Origin of the sequence: Actinomadura alba (assembly GCF_014323705.1) — a bacterium.
GTDB lineage: Bacteria > Actinomycetota > Actinomycetes > Streptosporangiales > Streptosporangiaceae > Actinomadura_C > Actinomadura_C alba.
In genome coordinates this window covers 76,840-94,579 of the sequence record NZ_JABVEC010000015.1, presented here as the reverse complement: position 1 = coordinate 94,579, position 17,740 = coordinate 76,840, and the positions used below count along the sequence as shown (strand labels likewise).

15 protein-coding genes and 1 tRNA gene are annotated in these 17,740 nt (G+C 69.3%); 6 read left to right on the top strand and 10 right to left on the bottom strand.

The features are described 5' to 3' along the window. Positions 1 to 17: 17 nt before the first annotated feature. From gcl to sucC, 6 genes are read right to left on the bottom strand one after another with little or no spacing between them, the layout of a single operon-like run. Positions 18 to 1,733 (bottom strand): glyoxylate carboligase, encoded by a 1,716-nt coding sequence (gene gcl, locus HKK74_RS20485; protein WP_312881641.1) that lies wholly within the window; start codon positions 1,731 to 1,733, stop codon positions 18 to 20. A 2-nt stretch (positions 1,734 to 1,735) separates the two neighbouring features. Continuing rightward, complete coding sequence (locus tag HKK74_RS20480) at positions 1,736 to 2,623, bottom strand: 2-hydroxy-3-oxopropionate reductase (protein ID WP_187244873.1); 888 nt, start codon at positions 2,621 to 2,623, stop codon at positions 1,736 to 1,738. Beyond that, entirely contained in the window at positions 2,620 to 3,441 is an 822-nt protein-coding gene (locus HKK74_RS20475) for a hydroxypyruvate isomerase family protein (protein ID WP_187244872.1), read from the bottom strand. Before HKK74_RS20475 ends, HKK74_RS20480 begins: the two co-directional genes overlap by 4 nt. A 1-nt stretch (position 3,442) precedes the next feature. Then, positions 3,443 to 3,850, bottom strand: coding sequence for a beta-class carbonic anhydrase (locus tag HKK74_RS20470; protein ID WP_187244871.1), 408 nt, complete (start codon positions 3,848 to 3,850; stop codon positions 3,443 to 3,445). A gap of 8 nt (positions 3,851 to 3,858) precedes the next feature. Beyond that, the gene (sucD, locus tag HKK74_RS20465; RefSeq protein ID WP_187244870.1) at positions 3,859 to 4,761 is read right to left on the bottom strand and encodes a succinate--CoA ligase subunit alpha; all 903 of its coding nucleotides are present in this window, start codon (positions 4,759 to 4,761) and stop codon (positions 3,859 to 3,861) included. Positions 4,762 to 4,763: 2 nt separating this feature from the next. After that, positions 4,764 to 5,954, bottom strand: coding sequence for an ADP-forming succinate--CoA ligase subunit beta (gene sucC, locus HKK74_RS20460; RefSeq protein WP_187244869.1), 1,191 nt, complete (start codon positions 5,952 to 5,954; stop codon positions 4,764 to 4,766). Positions 5,955 to 6,171: 217 nt separating this feature from the next. Here sucC and HKK74_RS20455 point away from each other — a divergent pair, with 217 nt between their 5' ends. From HKK74_RS20455 to HKK74_RS20440, 4 genes are all read left to right on the top strand, one after another. Then, positions 6,172 to 7,872: a thiamine pyrophosphate-binding protein gene (locus HKK74_RS20455; RefSeq protein WP_187244868.1), complete on the top strand. Its 1,701-nt coding sequence runs from the start codon at positions 6,172 to 6,174 to the stop codon at positions 7,870 to 7,872. 14 nt (positions 7,873 to 7,886) lie between these two features. Continuing rightward, the gene (gene frc / locus HKK74_RS20450; protein ID WP_187244867.1) at positions 7,887 to 9,116 is read left to right on the top strand and encodes a formyl-CoA transferase; all 1,230 of its coding nucleotides are present in this window, start codon (positions 7,887 to 7,889) and stop codon (positions 9,114 to 9,116) included. 3 nt (positions 9,117 to 9,119) lie between these two features. Then, complete coding sequence (locus tag HKK74_RS20445; RefSeq protein WP_187244866.1) at positions 9,120 to 11,255, top strand: acetate--CoA ligase family protein; 2,136 nt, start codon at positions 9,120 to 9,122, stop codon at positions 11,253 to 11,255. A 182-nt stretch (positions 11,256 to 11,437) separates the two neighbouring features. Continuing rightward, positions 11,438 to 12,841, top strand: coding sequence for an OFA family MFS transporter (locus HKK74_RS20440; protein WP_187244865.1), 1,404 nt, complete (start codon positions 11,438 to 11,440; stop codon positions 12,839 to 12,841). A gap of 25 nt (positions 12,842 to 12,866) precedes the next feature. Here HKK74_RS20440 and HKK74_RS20435 read toward each other — a convergent pair whose 3' ends face one another. Then, positions 12,867 to 13,592, bottom strand: a complete 726-nt coding sequence (locus HKK74_RS20435; protein ID WP_187244864.1) for a GntR family transcriptional regulator — start codon at positions 13,590 to 13,592, stop codon at positions 12,867 to 12,869. A 214-nt stretch (positions 13,593 to 13,806) separates the two neighbouring features. Beyond that, positions 13,807 to 15,003: a molybdopterin-binding protein gene (locus tag HKK74_RS41500; protein WP_187244863.1), complete on the bottom strand. Its 1,197-nt coding sequence runs from the start codon at positions 15,001 to 15,003 to the stop codon at positions 13,807 to 13,809. Between the two features lie 92 nt (positions 15,004 to 15,095). On the opposite strand from HKK74_RS41500, the gene HKK74_RS20425 reads away from it, so the two are divergent. Beyond that, positions 15,096 to 16,094, top strand: coding sequence for a 2-dehydropantoate 2-reductase (locus tag HKK74_RS20425; protein ID WP_187244862.1), 999 nt, complete (start codon positions 15,096 to 15,098; stop codon positions 16,092 to 16,094). A gap of 66 nt (positions 16,095 to 16,160) precedes the next feature. Here the strand turns inward: HKK74_RS20425 and HKK74_RS20420 are convergent, their stop codons facing one another. Together HKK74_RS20420 and selD are read right to left on the bottom strand one after the other, a co-directional pair. Further along, the gene (locus HKK74_RS20420) at positions 16,161 to 16,577 is read right to left on the bottom strand and encodes an acyl-CoA thioesterase (RefSeq protein WP_187244861.1); all 417 of its coding nucleotides are present in this window, start codon (positions 16,575 to 16,577) and stop codon (positions 16,161 to 16,163) included. Between the two features lie 37 nt (positions 16,578 to 16,614). Next, on the bottom strand, positions 16,615 to 17,595 hold the full coding sequence (selD, locus tag HKK74_RS20415) for a selenide, water dikinase SelD (protein WP_187244860.1): 981 nt from the start codon (positions 17,593 to 17,595) through the stop codon (positions 16,615 to 16,617). 32 nt (positions 17,596 to 17,627) lie between these two features. On the opposite strand from selD, the gene HKK74_RS20410 reads away from it, so the two are divergent. Continuing rightward, a tRNA-Sec gene (locus HKK74_RS20410) sits at positions 17,628 to 17,720 on the top strand. Positions 17,721 to 17,740 lie beyond the last annotated feature (20 nt).

Below are 17,740 nucleotides of genomic sequence, written 5' to 3'. Positions count from 1 at the left end.
AGGGGTATAAAAAATGATCAGTCGGCGAGCGGCGCGAGTTCGGGCACCGGCTCGAATTCCTTGATCGCGTCTAGCGACGGGCCCATCGCCGCGTTGGCCTCCCGCTCCACCATGACCTCGACGAGCACCGGCAGCCGGACGCGCTCGCTCTCCTCGTCGGCCCACCGCAGGGCCGCGGCGATCTCCTCCGGACGCTCGACGCGCCGCGCCGGGCACCCGAAGGCGTCCATGACCTTCACGTGGTCGATGCCGCCCTCGCCGTAGTGCAGGTCCACGGCGAAGTTCATGCCGTACGGGATCTCGGCCTGGCGGATCAGCCCGAGGTACTCGTTGTTGATCATGACGATGACGAACGGGATGTTGTACTGCGCCGCGACCGCGATCTCCTCCATGAGGAACTGGAAGGAGTAGTCGCCGACCACGGCCACGACCTTGCGCTCGGGGTACGCGCACTTCACCCCCATCGCCGCGGGGATCTCCCACCCGAGCGGGCCGGCCTGGCCGCAGACCAGGTAGCGGCGGGGCAGGAACGTCTCCTGGAACTGGCCGGACCAGATCTGGTAGAGCCCGATGGCGGTGACGAACGTGGTGTCCCGCTCGAAGACCTCGTTGATCTCCCGGAAGACGCGCGGGGGCTTGATCGGCGTCTCGTCGAAGTCGTCGCGCCGTCGCAGCGTGCTCCGGAGCTCGCCGACCCGGGCGGTCCACTCTCCGGCGCCCCGGGCGCGAGTGAGGGCGTGCGCCTGGCCCAGCATGGCGGCCAGCGTGGGGCGGGCGTGCCCGACGATGCCGATCTCGGGCTCGAACACCTTGCCGATCTGGGTCGGTTCGATGTCGACGTGGATGAACTTGCGGCCCCGGCGGTAGGTCGCCAGGTCACCGGTGTGCCGGTCGCCGAAGCGCGCGCCGACCGCGAGAACGAGGTCGGACTCCAGGAACGCCGCGTTCCCCCACCGGGTCTGTGTCTGCAGGCCGGCCATGCCCGCGAAAAGCGGGTGGTCTTCGGGGAACGCGCCCTTGCCCATCAGGGTGACCTGAACGGGGACCTGCAGATACTCCGCCAGCGACCGGAGCTCCTCGGCGGCGTCGGCGACGATCACTCCGCCGCCGGCCAGGATGATCGGACGCTCGGCGCGGAGCAGCATGTCCACCGCCGCGCGCACCGGCTCGAGCCGTGGGTCCGGGACCTCCACGGCGAGCGGGCCGTCGAGCTCGGGGGCGTAGAAGCAGTCACCACGCTGCACGTCCACCGGCAGGTCGATGAGGACGGGACCCGGCCGGCCCGACCGCGCGATGCGGAAGGCCTCGCGGAACACCCACGGTGCCTGGGCCGGCTCCTTCAGCTGGACGGCCCACTTGCAGACCGGCTTGGCGATCTCAACGATGTCGACCGCCTGGAACGACTCCTGGTGCAGCTTCGCCCGCTCGGCCTGCCCGGTGATACAGATGATCGGGATGGAGTCGGCGAGCGCCGTGTAGAGGCCCGTGATCATGTTGGTACCGGCCGGCCCCGAGGTGCCGATGCAGACTCCGACGTTGCCGGTGACCCGCGCCCAGCCGTCCGCGGCGTGGGTACCGCCCTCTTCGTGCCGCACCGTGATGTGCCGGATCGGGCTCGTACGCAGCGCGGAGTACAGAGGCAGGATCGCCGCTCCGGGAATGCCGAAGACGGTGTCGACGCCCTCCGACTCCAGCACCCTGACGACGGCCTCCATACAGGGGATTCTGTTCACGCTCACTCCTTCACCGGCGCGCGGCCGGACAGGTTCTCGATCACTTTGAGCAGGGCCGAGTGGTCGAGTGCCCCGTGCCCCTGGCTGCGCGCCGCGGCCACGAGCTGAGCGACCAACCCGGTCATCGGAAGGGCCACTTCGGCGTCCCGGGCCGCCGCGACGGCGATGCCCATGTCCTTGTGGTGCAGGTCGATGCGGAACCCGGGGGCGAACCGCCGCTCGGCCATCGACTCCCGCTTGAGCTCGAGGATGCGGCTGCCGGCCAGGCCTCCGGCGAGGACGTCGAGGCCGGTCTTGCCGTCCAGGCCGGACGCCTCCAGCAGGACCAGCGCCTCCGCGACCAGCGCGTAGGTGCCGCCGACCACCAGTTGGTTGGCGGCCTTCACGGTCTGTCCGGCACCGGCCGGACCGACGAGGACGACGGTGGCGCCCAGGACCTCGAACAGCGGACGGGCCTCCTCGAAGTCCCCCTCCAGGCCACCGACCATGATCGACAGTCGGCCTTCGATGGCGCCGGGCTCGCCGCCGCTCACGGGCGCGTCGAGCGTGCGTACGCCCTTCACCGCCGCGGCGTGGGCCAGCCGGCGCGCCGTCTCGGGCCGCACCGTGCTCATGTCGATGTAGAGGGCCCCGGGTTTGGCGTGCTCCAGCACACCGCCCTCACCGAGCGCCACCGCCTCGACGTCCGGAGAGTCCGGCAGCATCGTGATGATGACGTCGGCGGTCGCCGCGTCGGCCGCGTCGGCCGCAGCGCGGCCGCCGGCCGCCACCAGTTGGTCGACCCGGGCCTGGCCCAGGTCGTATCCGAGGACGGTATGACCGGCTCGCACCAGGTTGGCGGCCATCGGGCCGCCCATGATGCCGAGGCCGATGAATCCGATGGTCGTCATGCGTTCTCCTCAATGCGACGCGCGGCCTGAAGCCAGGCGAAGCTGTCGGCGCTCGGCCCCACGGGCCTGTATTCGAGACCGACGTGACCCGGGTAACCGGAGGCGTCGAGGGCGTCGAGCACGGAGGCGTAGGGGATCTCGCCCGTGCCCGGCTGACCTCTCCCCGGGGCGTCGGCGATCTGGACGTGCCCGAAACGGCCGGCGTGCCGTTCGATGACGGCGAAGGGGTCCTCCCCCATCCGGGCCAGGTGGTAGAGGTCGGCGAGAAAGGCGACATTGTCGACGCGGGCCTCCTCGCGGACCCGATCGATGATGTGGAGCGCCGCACCCGTGGAGGTGATCGGATACTCCGGGCTCTCGTAAGAGTTGAGCGCCTCCACGACGACCGTCGCGCCGCACCGCCGTGCGGCCTTCGCGGCGACGCCGAGGTTGGCGACGCCGAGTTCCTCCTGGGCATGGATGTCCAGGTCCGGGACCCGGTTGCCGAACAACGCGTTCAGCACGCGGCAGCCGGTCGCCTCGGCGATCCCGACGACGACGTCGATGTTGTCGCAGAACCGGGCGGAGCCGTCCGGCCTCGACAGCAACCCACGTTCGCCGGCCGCCATGTCGCCGGCGTCGAAGTTCAGGCCGACGAGCCGGACGCCGGCGTCGGAGAGCGCCCGGAGCAGCGCGTCGACCTCGCGGTCCCCGGGAACCGGCACGCCGAACGGCCACCACAGCTCCACCGCGTCGAACCCCGCCGCGCGCGCCGCGGCGGGCCGCTCCAGCAAGGGCAACTCGGTGAACAGGATGGAAAGGTTGATGTCGAAGCGCATCTCACTCCTCAGGATGTGTCTCGCGCAGCGCGCCCCCGGCCTCGTAGAGGAAACCGCGGATCGCGTCGGTGTGCGGAAGCAGGAACGTGCTCTTCAGCCGGCCGAGACAACGTCGCAGATCGGCCTCGGGGTCGGCGACGGCCGCGCAGTCCTCGTGGTGCAGCAGCACGACCTCGCGGGTACCGCCGACCCGCTGGCTCAGGGCGATCGAGCGGATCGCGTCGTCGGTGACGCACCCGCCGGCGTTGCGGATGACATGGGCGTCACCCTCGGCCAGGCCGAAGATGGCGAAGACGTTGAGCCGGGCGTCCATGCAGCTGAGGATGGCGATCTGCGAGCTCGGACGCCTCGACGCGGCCAGCGGGCGGCGGGACGCCTGCCGAGCGACCAGGAGATCGGTCTGGCTCATCGCACCTCCTACGAAGCCGTGGCCGGGACGGCGGCGAGGACCTCGCGCAGCAGTCCGGCGGTCTCGGTGGGCGTCTTGCCGACGCGGACGCCGACCTTCTCCAGGGCCTCTTTCTTGGCCTGGGCGGTGCCGGAGGAGCCGGAGACGATGGCGCCGGCGTGGCCCATGGTCTTGCCCTCGGGGGCGGTGAACCCGGCGACGTAGCCGACGACGGGCTTGCTCACGTGCTCTTCGATGTAGGCCGCGGCGCGTTCTTCGGCGTCGCCGCCGATTTCGCCGATCATCACGATGGCCTCGGTGTCGGGGTCGTCCTGGAAGGCCTTGAGCGCGTCGATGTGGGTGGTGCCGATGACGGGGTCGCCGCCGATGCCCACGCAGGTGGAGAAGCCGATGTCACGCAGCTCGTACATCATCTGGTAGGTCAGCGTGCCCGACTTCGACACCAGGCCGATCCGGCCCGGGGTGGTGATGTCGGCCGGAATGATGCCCGCGTTGGAGGCACCCGGCGAGGCGATCCCCGGGCAGTTCGGGCCGATGATGCGGGTACGGCCGCCCTTCTCGATCGCGTGGTCCCACATCCTGGTCGTGTCGTGCACCGGGACGCCCTCGGTGATCACCACGCACAGGCCGATCTCGGCGTCGATCGCCTCGACGACCGCGTCCTTGGTGAACTTCGGCGGCACGAACACCACCGACACGTCCGCACCCGTTTCGGCCATCGCCTCGGCGACAGTGCCGAACACCGGCAGCGAACGCCCGCCGAGGTCCACCGACTGCCCGGCCTTGCGCGCGTTCACCCCGCCGACGATGTTCGTGCCCGCCGCCAGCATCCGCGCGGTGTGCTTGGACCCTTCGGAGCCCGTCATTCCCTGAACGATGACCTTGCTGTCCGCCGTGAGCCAGATCGCCATGATCAAACACCTGCCGCCGCGAGTTCGGCGGCACGCTGGGCCGCCTCGTCCATCGTTTCGACCTGCTGTACGCCGCGGAGCGCGGCCTCTGCGAGGATCGACCGCCCCAGTTCGGCGTTGTTGCCGTCCAGCCGGACCACCAGCGGGCGGTCCACCCGCTCACCGCGGTCGGCGAGCAGCTGGTAGGCGGACACGATGCCGTTGGCGACCGCGTCGCAGGAGGTGATACCGCCGAAGACGTTCACGAACACGCTCTTCACGGACGGGTCGGAGAGCACGATCTCCAGGCCGTTGGCCATCACCTCGGCCGACGCACCACCACCGATGTCCAGGAAGTTCGCCGGGCGCTGCCCGCCGAAGGGCTCACCCGCGTAGGCCACCACGTCCAGGGTCGACATGACCAGGCCCGCACCATTACCGATGATCCCGACCGTGCCGTCCAGCTTGACGTAGTTCAGATCCTTGGCCTTGGCCCTGGCCTCCAGCGGATCCGCCGACGCCTCATCCTCCAGCGCCGCATGATCCTCCTGCCGGAACCCGGCATTACCGTCCAAGGTCACCTTGCCGTCCAGCGCCTTGACCTGCCCATCCGCCGTCAAGATCAGCGGATTCACCTCGACCAGCGTCGCATCCTCGGACACGAACACCTGCCAGAGCCGCTCGATCAGCTCGGCGGCACCCTCGATGGCCTGCTCCGGCAGGCGGCCGGCCTTCGCGATCTCCCGGGCCTTCGCCCGGTCGACTCCGGCCAGCGCCGACACCGGTACCTTGGCGACCGCGTCAGGGTCGTTGGCCGCGACCTCTTCGATCTCCATCCCGCCCTCGACCGAGCAGATGGACAGGAACGTACGATTCGCACGATCCAGCAGGAACGAGAAGTAATACTCCTGCGCGATCGAACTGGCCTCCTCGACCAGCACCTTGTGGACCGTATGGCCCTTGATGTCCATACCGAGGATCCGACCGGCCACCTCCTCGGCATCAGCGGGAGAGTCGGCCAGCTTCACACCACCGGCCTTACCCCGCCCACCCGTCTTCACCTGCGCCTTCACCACGACACGTGAGGTACCGGCCGCGGCGAACTCTTCCGCGATCGCCCTGGCCTCCTGAGGGGTACGAGCCACCTTGCCGGCCGGCACCGGTACCCCGTACTGCGCGAAGAGCTCCTTCGCCTGATGTTCGAACAGATCCACCGCAGTGCCTCCTGCACTCGATGCCGGCCCACCCGGGCTTCCGGGTCACCGTCGGGCTGATTCATCCGAATCTTGCTCTGGACATTCCTGTTTGGGTCGTGTCACAGTCTTCATACAGTATTCGTCGACTGTATGCAATATACGCCGAGCGCGTACGGATGCGCTCCGACCAGGCAAGACCCGGCCGGAGCCGCGAACGAAGGAGTTGACGCAGGACATGGCCACGTCACCCGATCCGGCCGCCCAAGCCACCGACCTCATCTCTGGCGGGCACCTTGTCGCCAAGGCACTCAAGGCCGAGGGCGTCGATGTCATCTACACGCTGTGCGGTGGTCACATCATCGACATCTACGACGGCTGCGTAGAGGAAGGGATCAAGGTCATCGACGTGCGCCATGAGCAGGTGGCGGCGCACGCGGCGGACGGCCATGCGCGCATCACCGGTACCGCCGGCTGTGCGGTGGTCACGGCGGGCCCGGGCACCACCGACGCCGTCACCGGCGTGGCGAACGCCTTCCGGGCGGAGAGCCCCATGCTGCTGATCGGCGGCCAGGGCGCGCTCAGCCAGCACAAGATGGGCTCGCTACAGGACCTGCCACACGTCGACATGATGACGCCGATCACCAAGTTCGCAGCCACGGTGCCCGGCACCGAGCGCGCCGCCGACCTGGTGTCGATGGCCTTCCGCGAGTGCTACAACGGTGCCCCGGGTCCGTCGTTCCTGGAGATCCCCCGGGACGTGCTCGACGCCAAGGTACCGGTCGAGAAGGCCCGGATCCCCAAGCCGGGCGCCTACCGTGCCTCGACCCGCCAGGGCGGCGACCCAGAGGCCATCGAGAAGCTGGCCGACCTGCTGGTCAACGCGGAGAAGCCCTGCATCCTGCTGGGCAGCCAGCTCTGGACGACCCGGGGCACGGACTCGGCGATCGACCTGGTGCGCACGCTCAACGTGCCGGCGTACATGAACGGCGCCGGCCGCGGGACCCTGCCGCCCGGCGACCCGCACCACTTCCAGCTGTCGCGGCGCTACGCCTTCAACAACGCCGACGTCATCGTCATCGTCGGCACGCCGTTCGACTTCCGGATGGGATACGGCCGGCGGCTCTCCCCCGACGCGACCGTCGTGCAGATCGATCTCGACTACCGCACGGTCGGCAAGAACCGGGACATCGACCTCGGCATCGTCGGCGACGCCGGCCTCGTCCTGTCGGCCGTCGCCCAGGCGGCCTCGGGCCGGACCGACAACGGCGCCGCGGGACGCAAGGCCTGGCTCGAGGAGCTGCGCGCCGAGGAGACCAAGGCGTACGAGAAGCGGCTGCCGCTGCTGAACTCGACCGCCGACCCGATCCACCCGTACCGGCTGGTGAACGAGATCAACCAGTTCCTCACCGAGGACTCCATCTACATCGGCGACGGCGGTGACATCGTCACCTTCTCCGGCCAGGTCGTGCAGCCGAAGTCCCCGGGCCACTGGATGGACCCCGGCCCGCTCGGCACGCTCGGCGTCGGTGTCCCCTTCGTCATGGCGGCCAAGCAGGCCCGCCCGGACAAGGAGATCGTCGCGCTGTTCGGCGACGGGGCCTTCAGCCTCACCGGCTGGGACTTCGAGACGCTGGTCCGCTTCGACCTGCCGTTCGTCGGCATCGTCGGCAACAACTCGTCGATGAACCAGATCCGGTACGGCCAGGCCGCGAAGTACGGCAAGGACCGCGACCGGGTGGGCAACACGCTCGGCGACGTCCGCTACAGCGAGTTCGCCAAGATGCTCGGCGGCCACGGCGAGGAGGTCCGCGACCCCGCGGACATCCGCCCGGCGCTCGAGCGGGCCCGTGAGTCCGGCAAGCCCTCGCTCATCAACGTCTGGATCGATCCGGACGTGTACGCGCCCGGAACCATGAACCAGACCATGTACAAGTGAAAAGGAAAGCCGCCATGGGAAAGGCTCTCGACGGCGTCAAAGTCCTGGACATGACGCACGTTCAGTCTGGACCGTCCTGCACGCAGATTCTCGCCTGGCTCGGCGCCGACGTACTCAAAGTCGAGGCGCTGAGTGGTGACATCACCCGGCGTCAACTGCGCGACGTACCGGACGTCGACAGTCTCTATTTCACGATGCTCAACTGCAACAAGAAGAGCATCACGCTCAATCTGAAAGACCCCAAGGGCAAGGAACTGTTCACCGAACTGGTGAAGCGCTCCGACGTGCTCGTGGAGAACTTCGGGCCCGGCACGGTCGAACGGCTCGGCTTCACCTGGGACGCCCTGCGCGAGCTCAACCCCAAGCTGATCTACGCGTCGATCAAGGGCTTCGGTGACGGTCCGTACACGCACCTCAAGGCGTACGAGGTCGTGGCGCAGGCCATGGGCGGGTCGATGAGCACGACCGGCTTCGAGGACGGGCCGCCGACGGCGACCGGCGCGCAGATCGGCGACTCGGGCACCGGCATCCACACGGTGGCCGCGATCCTCGCCGCCCTCTACCAGCGGGTCGAGAGCGGCCGGGGCCAGCGGGTCAACGTCGCGATGCAGCACTCGGTGCTGAACCTGGTCCGGGTCAAGATGCGCGACCAGCAGCGCCTGGCGCACGGGCCGCTGCGCGAGTACCCGAACAAGGACTTCGGCGACGAGGTCCCGAGGTCGGGCAACGCGTCGGGCGGCGGCCAGCCCGGCTGGGCGGTGAAGTGCAAGCCCGGCGGCCCGAACGACTACGTCTACGTGATCGTCCAGCCGCAGGGCTGGGCGCCCATCACCCAGCTGCTCGGCCGGCCCGAGCTGGCGGGCGACCCGGAGTGGAACACCCCCGAGGTCCGGCTGCCCAAGCTGGGCAAGATGTTCCAGCTCATCGAGGAGTGGACGTCCGAGCACACCAAGTGGGAGGTGCTCGACAAGCTCAACAAGCACGACATCCCGTGCGGGCCGATCCTCTCCACCCGGGAGATCGCCGCCGACGAGAGCCTCGTCGCGAACGAGATGATCGTGACAGTCGACCACCCCGAGCGCGGCCCGTTCAAGACCGTCGGCTGCCCGCTCAAGCTCTCCGACTCCCCGGTGGAGATCGAGGCGTCGCCGCTGCTCGGCGAGCACAACGACGAGATCTACGGAGGCCTTCTCGGCCTGCCGGCGGAAGAGCTCGCCGAACTCAAGTCGAACGGAGTGATCTGAGAGATGGCCCATGACCGCGACTCCGTTCGCGCGCTGCTCGACAAGGTACGGGCCTCAGGCCGTACCGCGCTGACGGCTCCGGAGGGCAAGGAGATCTGTGACGCCTACGGCATCACGATCCCGGCCGAAGCGCTCGCGACCTCGGCCGACGAGGCCGTGTCGAGCGCCGAGGAGATGGGCTTCCCCGTCGTCCTCAAGATCGTCTCACCGGACATCCTGCACAAGACCGAGGCCGGCGGCGTGCTGGTCGGGCTCGGCTCGGCCGAGGTCGTCAGGGCCGGGTACGACCAGATCATCGCCAACGCGAAAGCGTATTCCGCGGACGCCCAGATCATCGGCGTCCAGGTACAGCAGATGCTGCCACCGGGCCAGGAGGTGATAATCGGGGCGACCACCGACCCGACGTTCGGCAAGATCGTGGCGTTCGGGCTCGGCGGCGTGCTGGTCGAGGTGCTGAAGGACGTCACGTTCCGGCTGGCCCCTCTGGACGCCGGCGAGGCGGCCTCGATGCTCGACTCCATCGCCGCGGCCGAGGTGCTGAAGGGCGTCCGCGGCGCGGACCCGGTCGACCGCGACGCGCTGGCGGGCCTGCTCCAGCGGGTGTCCGAGCTGGTCGACGACTTCCCGGAGATCTCCGAGGTCGACCTCAACCCGGTCTTCGCGAGCGCGAGCGGAGCCGTCGCGGCCGACGTGCGGATCCTGCTCGCGGAGGGGCAGCCGCGCGAGGTGCCGAAGTACACCACCGAGGAGATCCTCTCCGTGATGGAGCGGGTCATGAAGCCCCGTTCCGTGGCGGTGATCGGCGCGTCCAACGAGACCGGCAAGATCGGCAACTCGGTGATGCGGAACCTCGTGGACGGCGGCTTCGCCGGCGAGATCTACCCGGTCAACCCCAAGGCCGACTCGATCTGCGACCGCAAGGCCTACCGCAGCATCGGCGACATCCCCGGCGAGGTCGACGTCGCGGTCTTCACCATCCCGGCGAAGTTCGTGCCCGGCGCGCTCGAGGAGGTCGGGACCAAGGGGGTCCCCGCCGCGATCCTCATCCCGTCCGGCTTCGCCGAGACCGGCAACGTCGAGGCGCAGGACGAGATCGTCGCGATCGCCCGCAAGCACGGTGTGCGCCTCCTCGGCCCGAACATCTACGGCTACTACTACACGCCGAGCAGCCTCTGCGCGACGTTCTGCACGCCGTACGACGTGCAGGGCAGCGTGGCGCTCACCTCGCAGAGCGGCGGCATCGGCATGGCCATCCTCGGCTACAGCCGGACCACGAAGATGGGCGTCTCCGCGATCGTCGGCTTCGGCAACAAGTCCGACCTCGACGAGGACGACGCGCTCGTCTTCTTCGGCCAGGACGACAACACACAGTGCATCGCGATGCACCTGGAGGACCTCAAGGACGGCAGGGCGTTCGTCGCGGCCGCCCGCGAGGTGTCGAAGAAGAAGCCGGTCGTGGTGCTGAAGGCGGGCCGGACGGCCCTCGGCGCGCGGGCGGCCAGCTCGCACACCGGGGCGCTCGCCGGCGACGACAAGGTGTACGACGACATCCTGCGGCAGGCCGGGGTCATCCGCGCTCCCGGGTTGAACGACATGCTGGAGTACGCCCGGGCGCTGCCCGTGCTGCCCACCCCCCAGGGCGAGAACGTCGTCATCATCACCGCCGCCGGCGGCTCGGGCGTCCTGCTCTCGGACGCCTGCGCCGACAACGGGCTGACGCTCATGGACATCCCGGCCGACCTGGACGCGGCGTTCCGTGAGCACATCCCGCCGTTCGGCGCGGCCGGCAACCCGGTCGACATCACCGGCGGCGAGCCCCCGGCGACGTTCGAGGCGACCATCCGGCTCGGCCTCGACGACCCCCGGATCCACTCGCTGATCCTCGGTTACTGGCACACGATCGTGACGCCGCCGATGGTCTTCGCCGAACTCGTCGGCCGGGTGGTCGGCGAGGCACGGGCGCGCGGCATCGACAAGCCCGTCGTCGCCTCGCTCGCCGGGGACACCGAGGTCGAGCAGGCGAGCGAGTACCTGTTCGAGCACGGCGTGCCCGCCTACCCCTACACCACCGAGAAGCCGGTGGCCGTACTCGGCGCGAAGTACCGCTGGGCGCGTAACGCCGGCCTCATCCCCGACTGATCAAACTCCGTTCCCGCGGTCGCGCGGCCCGGGCCCGTGACCGGGCCGCGCGACCGCGGGGGCGAGCTCCCTGCCGAAGGAGGCCGTCCTTCATGACCTAGACCAAAGCAAGCACTTGGTGACGCACACAAAGAACATCGGGGGCTGGGGCACGACCAAAACTCTTCAAGCGAGGAGTCGGGATGACGACAACGTCAAGTCCGCATTCACCAATTCCCACGACCGGTACATATAGAGAGGTCACCGACCGCAACGGCCGGGTGTACCGGATAGGCGAGACGGCCCAGGACATCATGGGCCGGCCCCGCTGGACCATGGTGCTCTTCCCATGGATCGGCATGATGGGCATCAGCTCGTCGGAGTACGCGTTCACCTCCGCTGAGGACACCCTCCACGTCGCGCACCACTGGAGCAGCCTGCACATCTTCTGGCTGCTCGGCGTCTGGGTGTTCTTCCAGGCGGCGATCGCCTTCCCGGCGGGCCAGCTGCGCGAGAGCGGCAGGCTGCCGGCCCGCAACGCGATGATGCTGGGCGCGCTCGGCACCTTCCTCGGTTACCTCTCCCTCGCGTACGCACCGCACGTCTTCTGGGCCTACCTGGGCTTCGGCGCGTTCAGCGGCATGGGCGCCGGCCTCGTCTACGCGACCTGCGTGAACATGGTCGGCAAGTGGTATCCGGAGCGCAAGGGCGGCAAGACGGGCATGGTCAACGGCGGTTTCGCCTATGGCTCCGTCCCGTTCGTGTTCCTGTTCAGCTCGTACCTGGACCTGACCAACTACAAGACGGTACTGCTCTGCGTCGGCATCTTCCTGCTCGGCGTCGTCGCGTTCAGCGGGTGGTTCTTCAAGGACCCGCCGAAGAACTGGTGGCCTCCGCACGTCGACCCGCTGAAGGCGTCCGACGACCCGCGGATCCGCCGGGCCCTGGAGAAGAACCCGCCGGCCGTCAAGCAGTTCACCCCGCGCGAGGCGTCCCGCCAGCCCGTCCTGGTGCTGATGTGGTTCTGTCTGCTCTTCACGGCGGGCATCAACATCTTCGGCATCGCGTTCCAGGTGCCGTTCGGCAAGGACATGGGCTTCGCCGGCGGCATCGTGGCGACGGCCATGTCGCTGAAGGCGATCGTCAACGGCACCGGCCGCGGCGTGATCGGCTGGATCTCCGACCGCTACGGACGGCGGAACACACTGATCTTCGTCTGTATCGTCCTCGGCATGTCGCAGTTCGGCGTGCTGTGGTCGGGAACGATCGGCAGTATGCCCTTCTTCCTGATCTGTTCGATGGTGTCAGGCTTCGGCGGCGGGGCGATCTTCCCGTTGTTCGCGGCGATGACGGCGGACTTCTTCGGGGAGAACAACAACGCCACCAACTACGGCATGGTCTACAGCTCGAAGCTGGTCTCCGGCCTGGCCGGGTCCGGTCTCGGCGCCGTGGTGGTCAGCGCGTGGGACTACGAGGGCGGCTTCATCCTCGCGGGTGGCATCGGGTTGTTCGCGGCCTTCCTTGCGATCTTCCTGAAGCAACCGGGCAGGGTCCGGCTCAAGGACATCCAGCCCAACCCCAGGCCGATCGGCCGCGAGGACATCTGACGCTCGCCGTCGGAGGGGCGCCACCTCAGGCCGGCGTCCTCTCCTCCTTCTTTCCTTTGTCGCTCCCTTCCTCCTCCCTGCGCACCTCGCGAGAGATCTGGCGGGTCCGGTCCGTGTGGTCGCGCATGGCGTCCGCGGCCCGCTCGGGATCCCCGGCGGCGATCGCATCGATCAACTCCGCGTGCTCTTTCCACGACTCCCGTCCCCGCTGCGGGGCGACAGGCGTGTAATACCAGCGGACGCGCCGGTCGACCCGGCCGGCGAGTTCCGCCAGGACCTTGTTCCCCGACAGCTCCATGATCGCGGCGTGGAACGCGGCGTTGGCGGCCACGATCGCGTCGACGTCTCCGCCGGCCAGCGCCTGCACTCCCTGCTCGTACAGCTCTCGCAGCAGGACGACGCTCTCAGGGGTGGCGCTCGACGCGGCGAGCCGCGCGGACTCGGTCTCCAGCAGGGACCGGACCGCGAGCAGCTGATCGGCCTCATCCTCCGTGGGCACATGCACGAACGCACCCTGAGCGGGACGAAGGTCGACCCAACCCTCACTGCTCAGCCGCTGGAGCGCCTCACGCACGGGCTGCCGCGAGATGCCGAGATGAGCCGCCAGCTCACTCTCCACCAAGTGCTGACCGGGTTGCAGCGCCCGCGTGACGATCAGGTTCAGCAGGGCATCGTAAACGCCCTCACGAAGCGGCGCCGGCCGCTTCAGACGGGGCACGGATACGCCCGCGGGAGGCGTAGAGGGGATCATCGCGTCAGCTCCATCAGAGGAGGTGTTCTTGTAGACAGTCTACTGCCTACTGCGGCCGGGATCCTGAATTTCAACGTGGCATGACTCACACCAATTTCACCCTAGGTAAAAGCGAGGTCACATATCCAGTGCCTTTCCGGTGCGAGAAATACCCGAGAAACGTTGTCGTAATATCCGCACTTTCCCGCCATATAACGGACCATGCAAGTACCACTCACGTCGGCAGCTGGATCAACTCGACCTCGCCTCCCCGCCATCCTGGCGGTACGACGGCGAGCGCGTCGGCGAGCGCCGCTCCCCACAGCAGACCGGGCCGGTCGTGACCGGCGGGAACGGCTCCCCCGGCGGTGCGTCGCACCGCCACGAGGCGGGTGTCGACCGCGTGGGCCGCGAGCTCGCCCAAGAGCGGTGCCCGCTCCCCCACCGGCCGAGTCCTGCCGCTCATCACCGTGAGCACCGGCACGAGGAGGGTCAGCGCGGCGACGAGCGCGGCGAACGGGTTGCCCGGGAGCCCCACGACCAGCCGCCCGTCGCCGAGCCGCGCCAGCAACTGCGGATGCCCGGGCCGGCAGGCGACCCCTTCGACGAGGAACTCGGCCTCCGCCTCTTGGAGCACGCCGCGCACATGGTCGGCCGGCCCGCGCGAACAGGCACCGCACACGACGACGACGTCGGCGGCCGCCGCCCCGATCGCGTCCGCCACCGCCGCGCGGCGATCCTCGACCGCGGCCACCGCCTCGGGTCGCCCACCGGCCCACGACACGAGGCCGGGCAGCACCGGGCCGACGGCGTCGCGCACCCTGCCCCGGCCCGGGCGGCCGGAGGTGGCCACCTCGTCGCCGGTCACCAGGATCGCGACCCGCGGTCGCCTCCGTACCCGCAACACGTCATGTCCGAGACTCGCGGCCAGCCCCTGCACGACCGGGGTCACGAGCGTGCCGGCCGGCAGCACCTCGGTGCCCTCCCGGCACTCCTCACCGCGCCACCGGATGTGCCGGCCCGGCTCAAGAACACCGTCGACGGTCGAGCCGACGCGGACGGCGCGTTCGTAGGGAAGGACCGCGTCGGAGCCGTCCGGGACGGGAGCGCCGGTGGCGATCTCGACGGCGTGGCCCGCGAGAATCGCCCGGAACATCGTGTGGCCGGCGAGAACCCGGCCGGTGACCAGCCACGGCCCCCGGCCCGCGACCGCGTACCCGTCCATGGCGGCCGTGTTGTACGAGGGCAGTGGCGCACGCGCGCCCAGGGGGACGGCGAGCACGGCACCCCCCGCCGCAGCGAGCGGCAGGTCGATCGCATCGAGCGGATCCGCGGCGGCGGCCGCCACACTCCTGGCCACCGGCCACGCGACGCCGCCGTGGCCTCCGTGGCTGCGCCATCGGGTGGGAAGAGCTTGCGAGTCGCTGGTCACCTGTCGCCTCCGGGCTCGGAAATCAGACTATTGACCTCGCCTACAGCATACTGTAGACAAAATACGGTAGCCACTGAGGGATCGGAGTTCCTGTGAGAGTCGCTGTTGTCGGCGCCGGTGCCATCGGTGCATACGTCGGCGCCGCCCTGGATCGCGCCGGGGTGGACGTCCAGCTGGTCGCGCGCGGTGCCCATCTCGAGGCGATCCGACGTGATGGTGTACGAGTGCTCAGCCCGCGCGGGGACTTCACCGTCCATCCGCCCGCCACCGACGACCCGAGCGAGATCGGGCCGGTCGACTACGTGTTCCTGGGCCTCAAAGCCAACTCCTATGCCGCCTCGGGCCCGCTGGTCCACCCGCTTCTCAAGGACGACACGGCGGTGATCGCGGCGCAGAACGGCATCCCCTGGTGGTACTTCCACGGCCTCGAGGGCCCGTTCGAGGGATACCGCATCGAGTCGATCGACCCGGGCGGCGCGGTCACCGAGACGCTCCCGCCGGAGCGCGCGATCGGGTGCGTGGTCTACGCCGCCACCGAGATCGAGTCACCCGGGGTGGTGCGGCACCTCGAGGGCACCAGGTTCTCGATCGGGGAACCGGACGGCACGATCTCGGACCGGTGCACGGCCTTCAGCGAGGCGATGATCGCGGGCGGGCTGAAGTGCCCGGTCGAGGCCGACCTGCGCAACGACATCTGGATCAAGCTCATGGGCAACATCGCGTTCAACCCCATCAGCGCGCTGACCCGGGCCACGATGATCGAGATCTGCAACCACCGGCAGACCCGCGAGCTGGTGATCAGCATGATGCGCGAGACCCTCGACGTCGCGGCGAGTCTCGGCTGCCACCCGGAGATCTCGATCGAGCGCCGGCTGGCGGGTGCCGAGCGCGCCGGCGACCACAAGACCTCGACGCTGCAGGACCTGGAGAAGGGCAAGCCCCTGGAACTCGACGTCATCCTCGCCGCGGTGGTCGAGCTGGCCGATCTCACCAGCACGCGGGTTCCCACGCTCCGGGCCATCAACGCGGTGGCCGACATCCTCAACGAGAAGGCCCTCGAAGCGGCGCGGAAAACCGTCGCCGCCACCTGACGGAGGGCACGACACCCTGCTTCCGGCCGTCCGGGATCGCATGGCACGCCCTCCGGGATCGTGTGATCAGCCGTCCGCCATCAGGTAGTGCTGGAAGGCGGCGCGGATCCCGGAGGGCATCTCCTTCTTGCGCTTGGTGGCCGGGTCGATGAAGACGTGGCGCACCTCGCCGTCGGCGATGAGCCGGTCGTCCACCGTGAAGGTGGGCCGGATCACCATGCTGCTGGTGCCCAGATGCGCGATCGGCAGCCGGATGTCGACGAGCTCGTCGAACCGGGCGCCCTCCCGGAACCGGATGCGCGCCTCGGCGACCACCACGTCATGGCCCGCGCCGACCATGGCCGCCCAGGTGCTTCCCGCCGCTCGCCACAGTTCCGTCACGGCGACGTCGTAGAGGAAGAGGTACTGGCCGTTGAAAAGCACGCCCTGCGCGTCGCACTCCGCGTACCGCACCCTGACGCGATGCGTGAAGATCTCGCCCATTGCGGCACCCTACCGATCGGTGGAGCGGCCCTCCCGATCAGCGCACGATCACGACGGCGTCCCTCGTGGGCACGATCTCGCCGATGACGGGATGCCCCGGCACCTCGCCGACGACGAGCAGGCCGCCCGACGTCTGCGCGTCGGCGAGCAGCAGCGCGTCGCGTTCGGAGCGACCGGTGAACTCGGTGTGCGGCGCGACCCAGTCCAGATTGCGGCGGGTCCCGCCGGAGACATAGCCCGCGCCGGCGGCATCGCGGGCGCCGTCGAGGTAGCCGACCGCCGTGTGGTCGACGACGGCGGTCACCCCACTGGCACGGGCCAGCTTGTAGAGATGGCCGAGCAGACCGAATCCGGTGACGTCCGTGGCACACCGGGCGCCGCCGGCGAGCGCCGCGCGCGATGCGTCCCCGTTGAGGGTCGTCATGCCCGCGACGGCGTGCGGGAACGATTCGCCGGTCGCCTTGTGCCGGTTGTTCAGTACCCCGACGCCCAGCGGCTTGGTGAGGGTGAGCGGCAGCCCGGGCCGCCCGGCGTCGATGCGCAGCAGCCGCTCGGGGTCGGCGACCCCGGTGACGGCGAGCCCGTACTTCGGTTCGGGATCGTCGATGCTGTGCCCGCCGGCGAGGTGGCAGCGCGCCTCGGCGGCGATGTCCGCGCCGCCGCGGAGCACCTCGCGGGCGATCTCGATGGGGAGCGTCTCGTAGGGCCAGCCGAGCAGGTTGACGGCCAGCAACGGCTCGCCTCCGACGGCGTACACGTCGGAGAGCGCGTTCGCCGCGGCGATCCGGCCGAAGTCGTAGGCGTCGTCGACGACGGGGGTGAAGAAGTCGGCGGTGGCCACGACCGCGCGGTCACCGTCGAGCCGCACCACAGCCGCGTCGTCACCATGGTCGAGACCGATGAGCAGGTCGCCCCCGGGGACACCGCCGAGGCCCGCGACCATCCGCTCGAGCTGGCCCGGCGGGATCTTACAGGCGCAGCCGCCGCCATGCGCGTGCTGCGTGAGTCGGTACGTCATCTCGCTGAATGTAGTTTGTATCGTGCGGAGCTGGAGGCGATCAGGTGCCTGGTGGCCCTCCCTGTCTTCAAAACAGGTGGCGCTGAGCATCTCAGCGCGGCGGGTTCGATTCCCGTTCGCCTCCGCCGCTCCGCGTCGTGGCCTG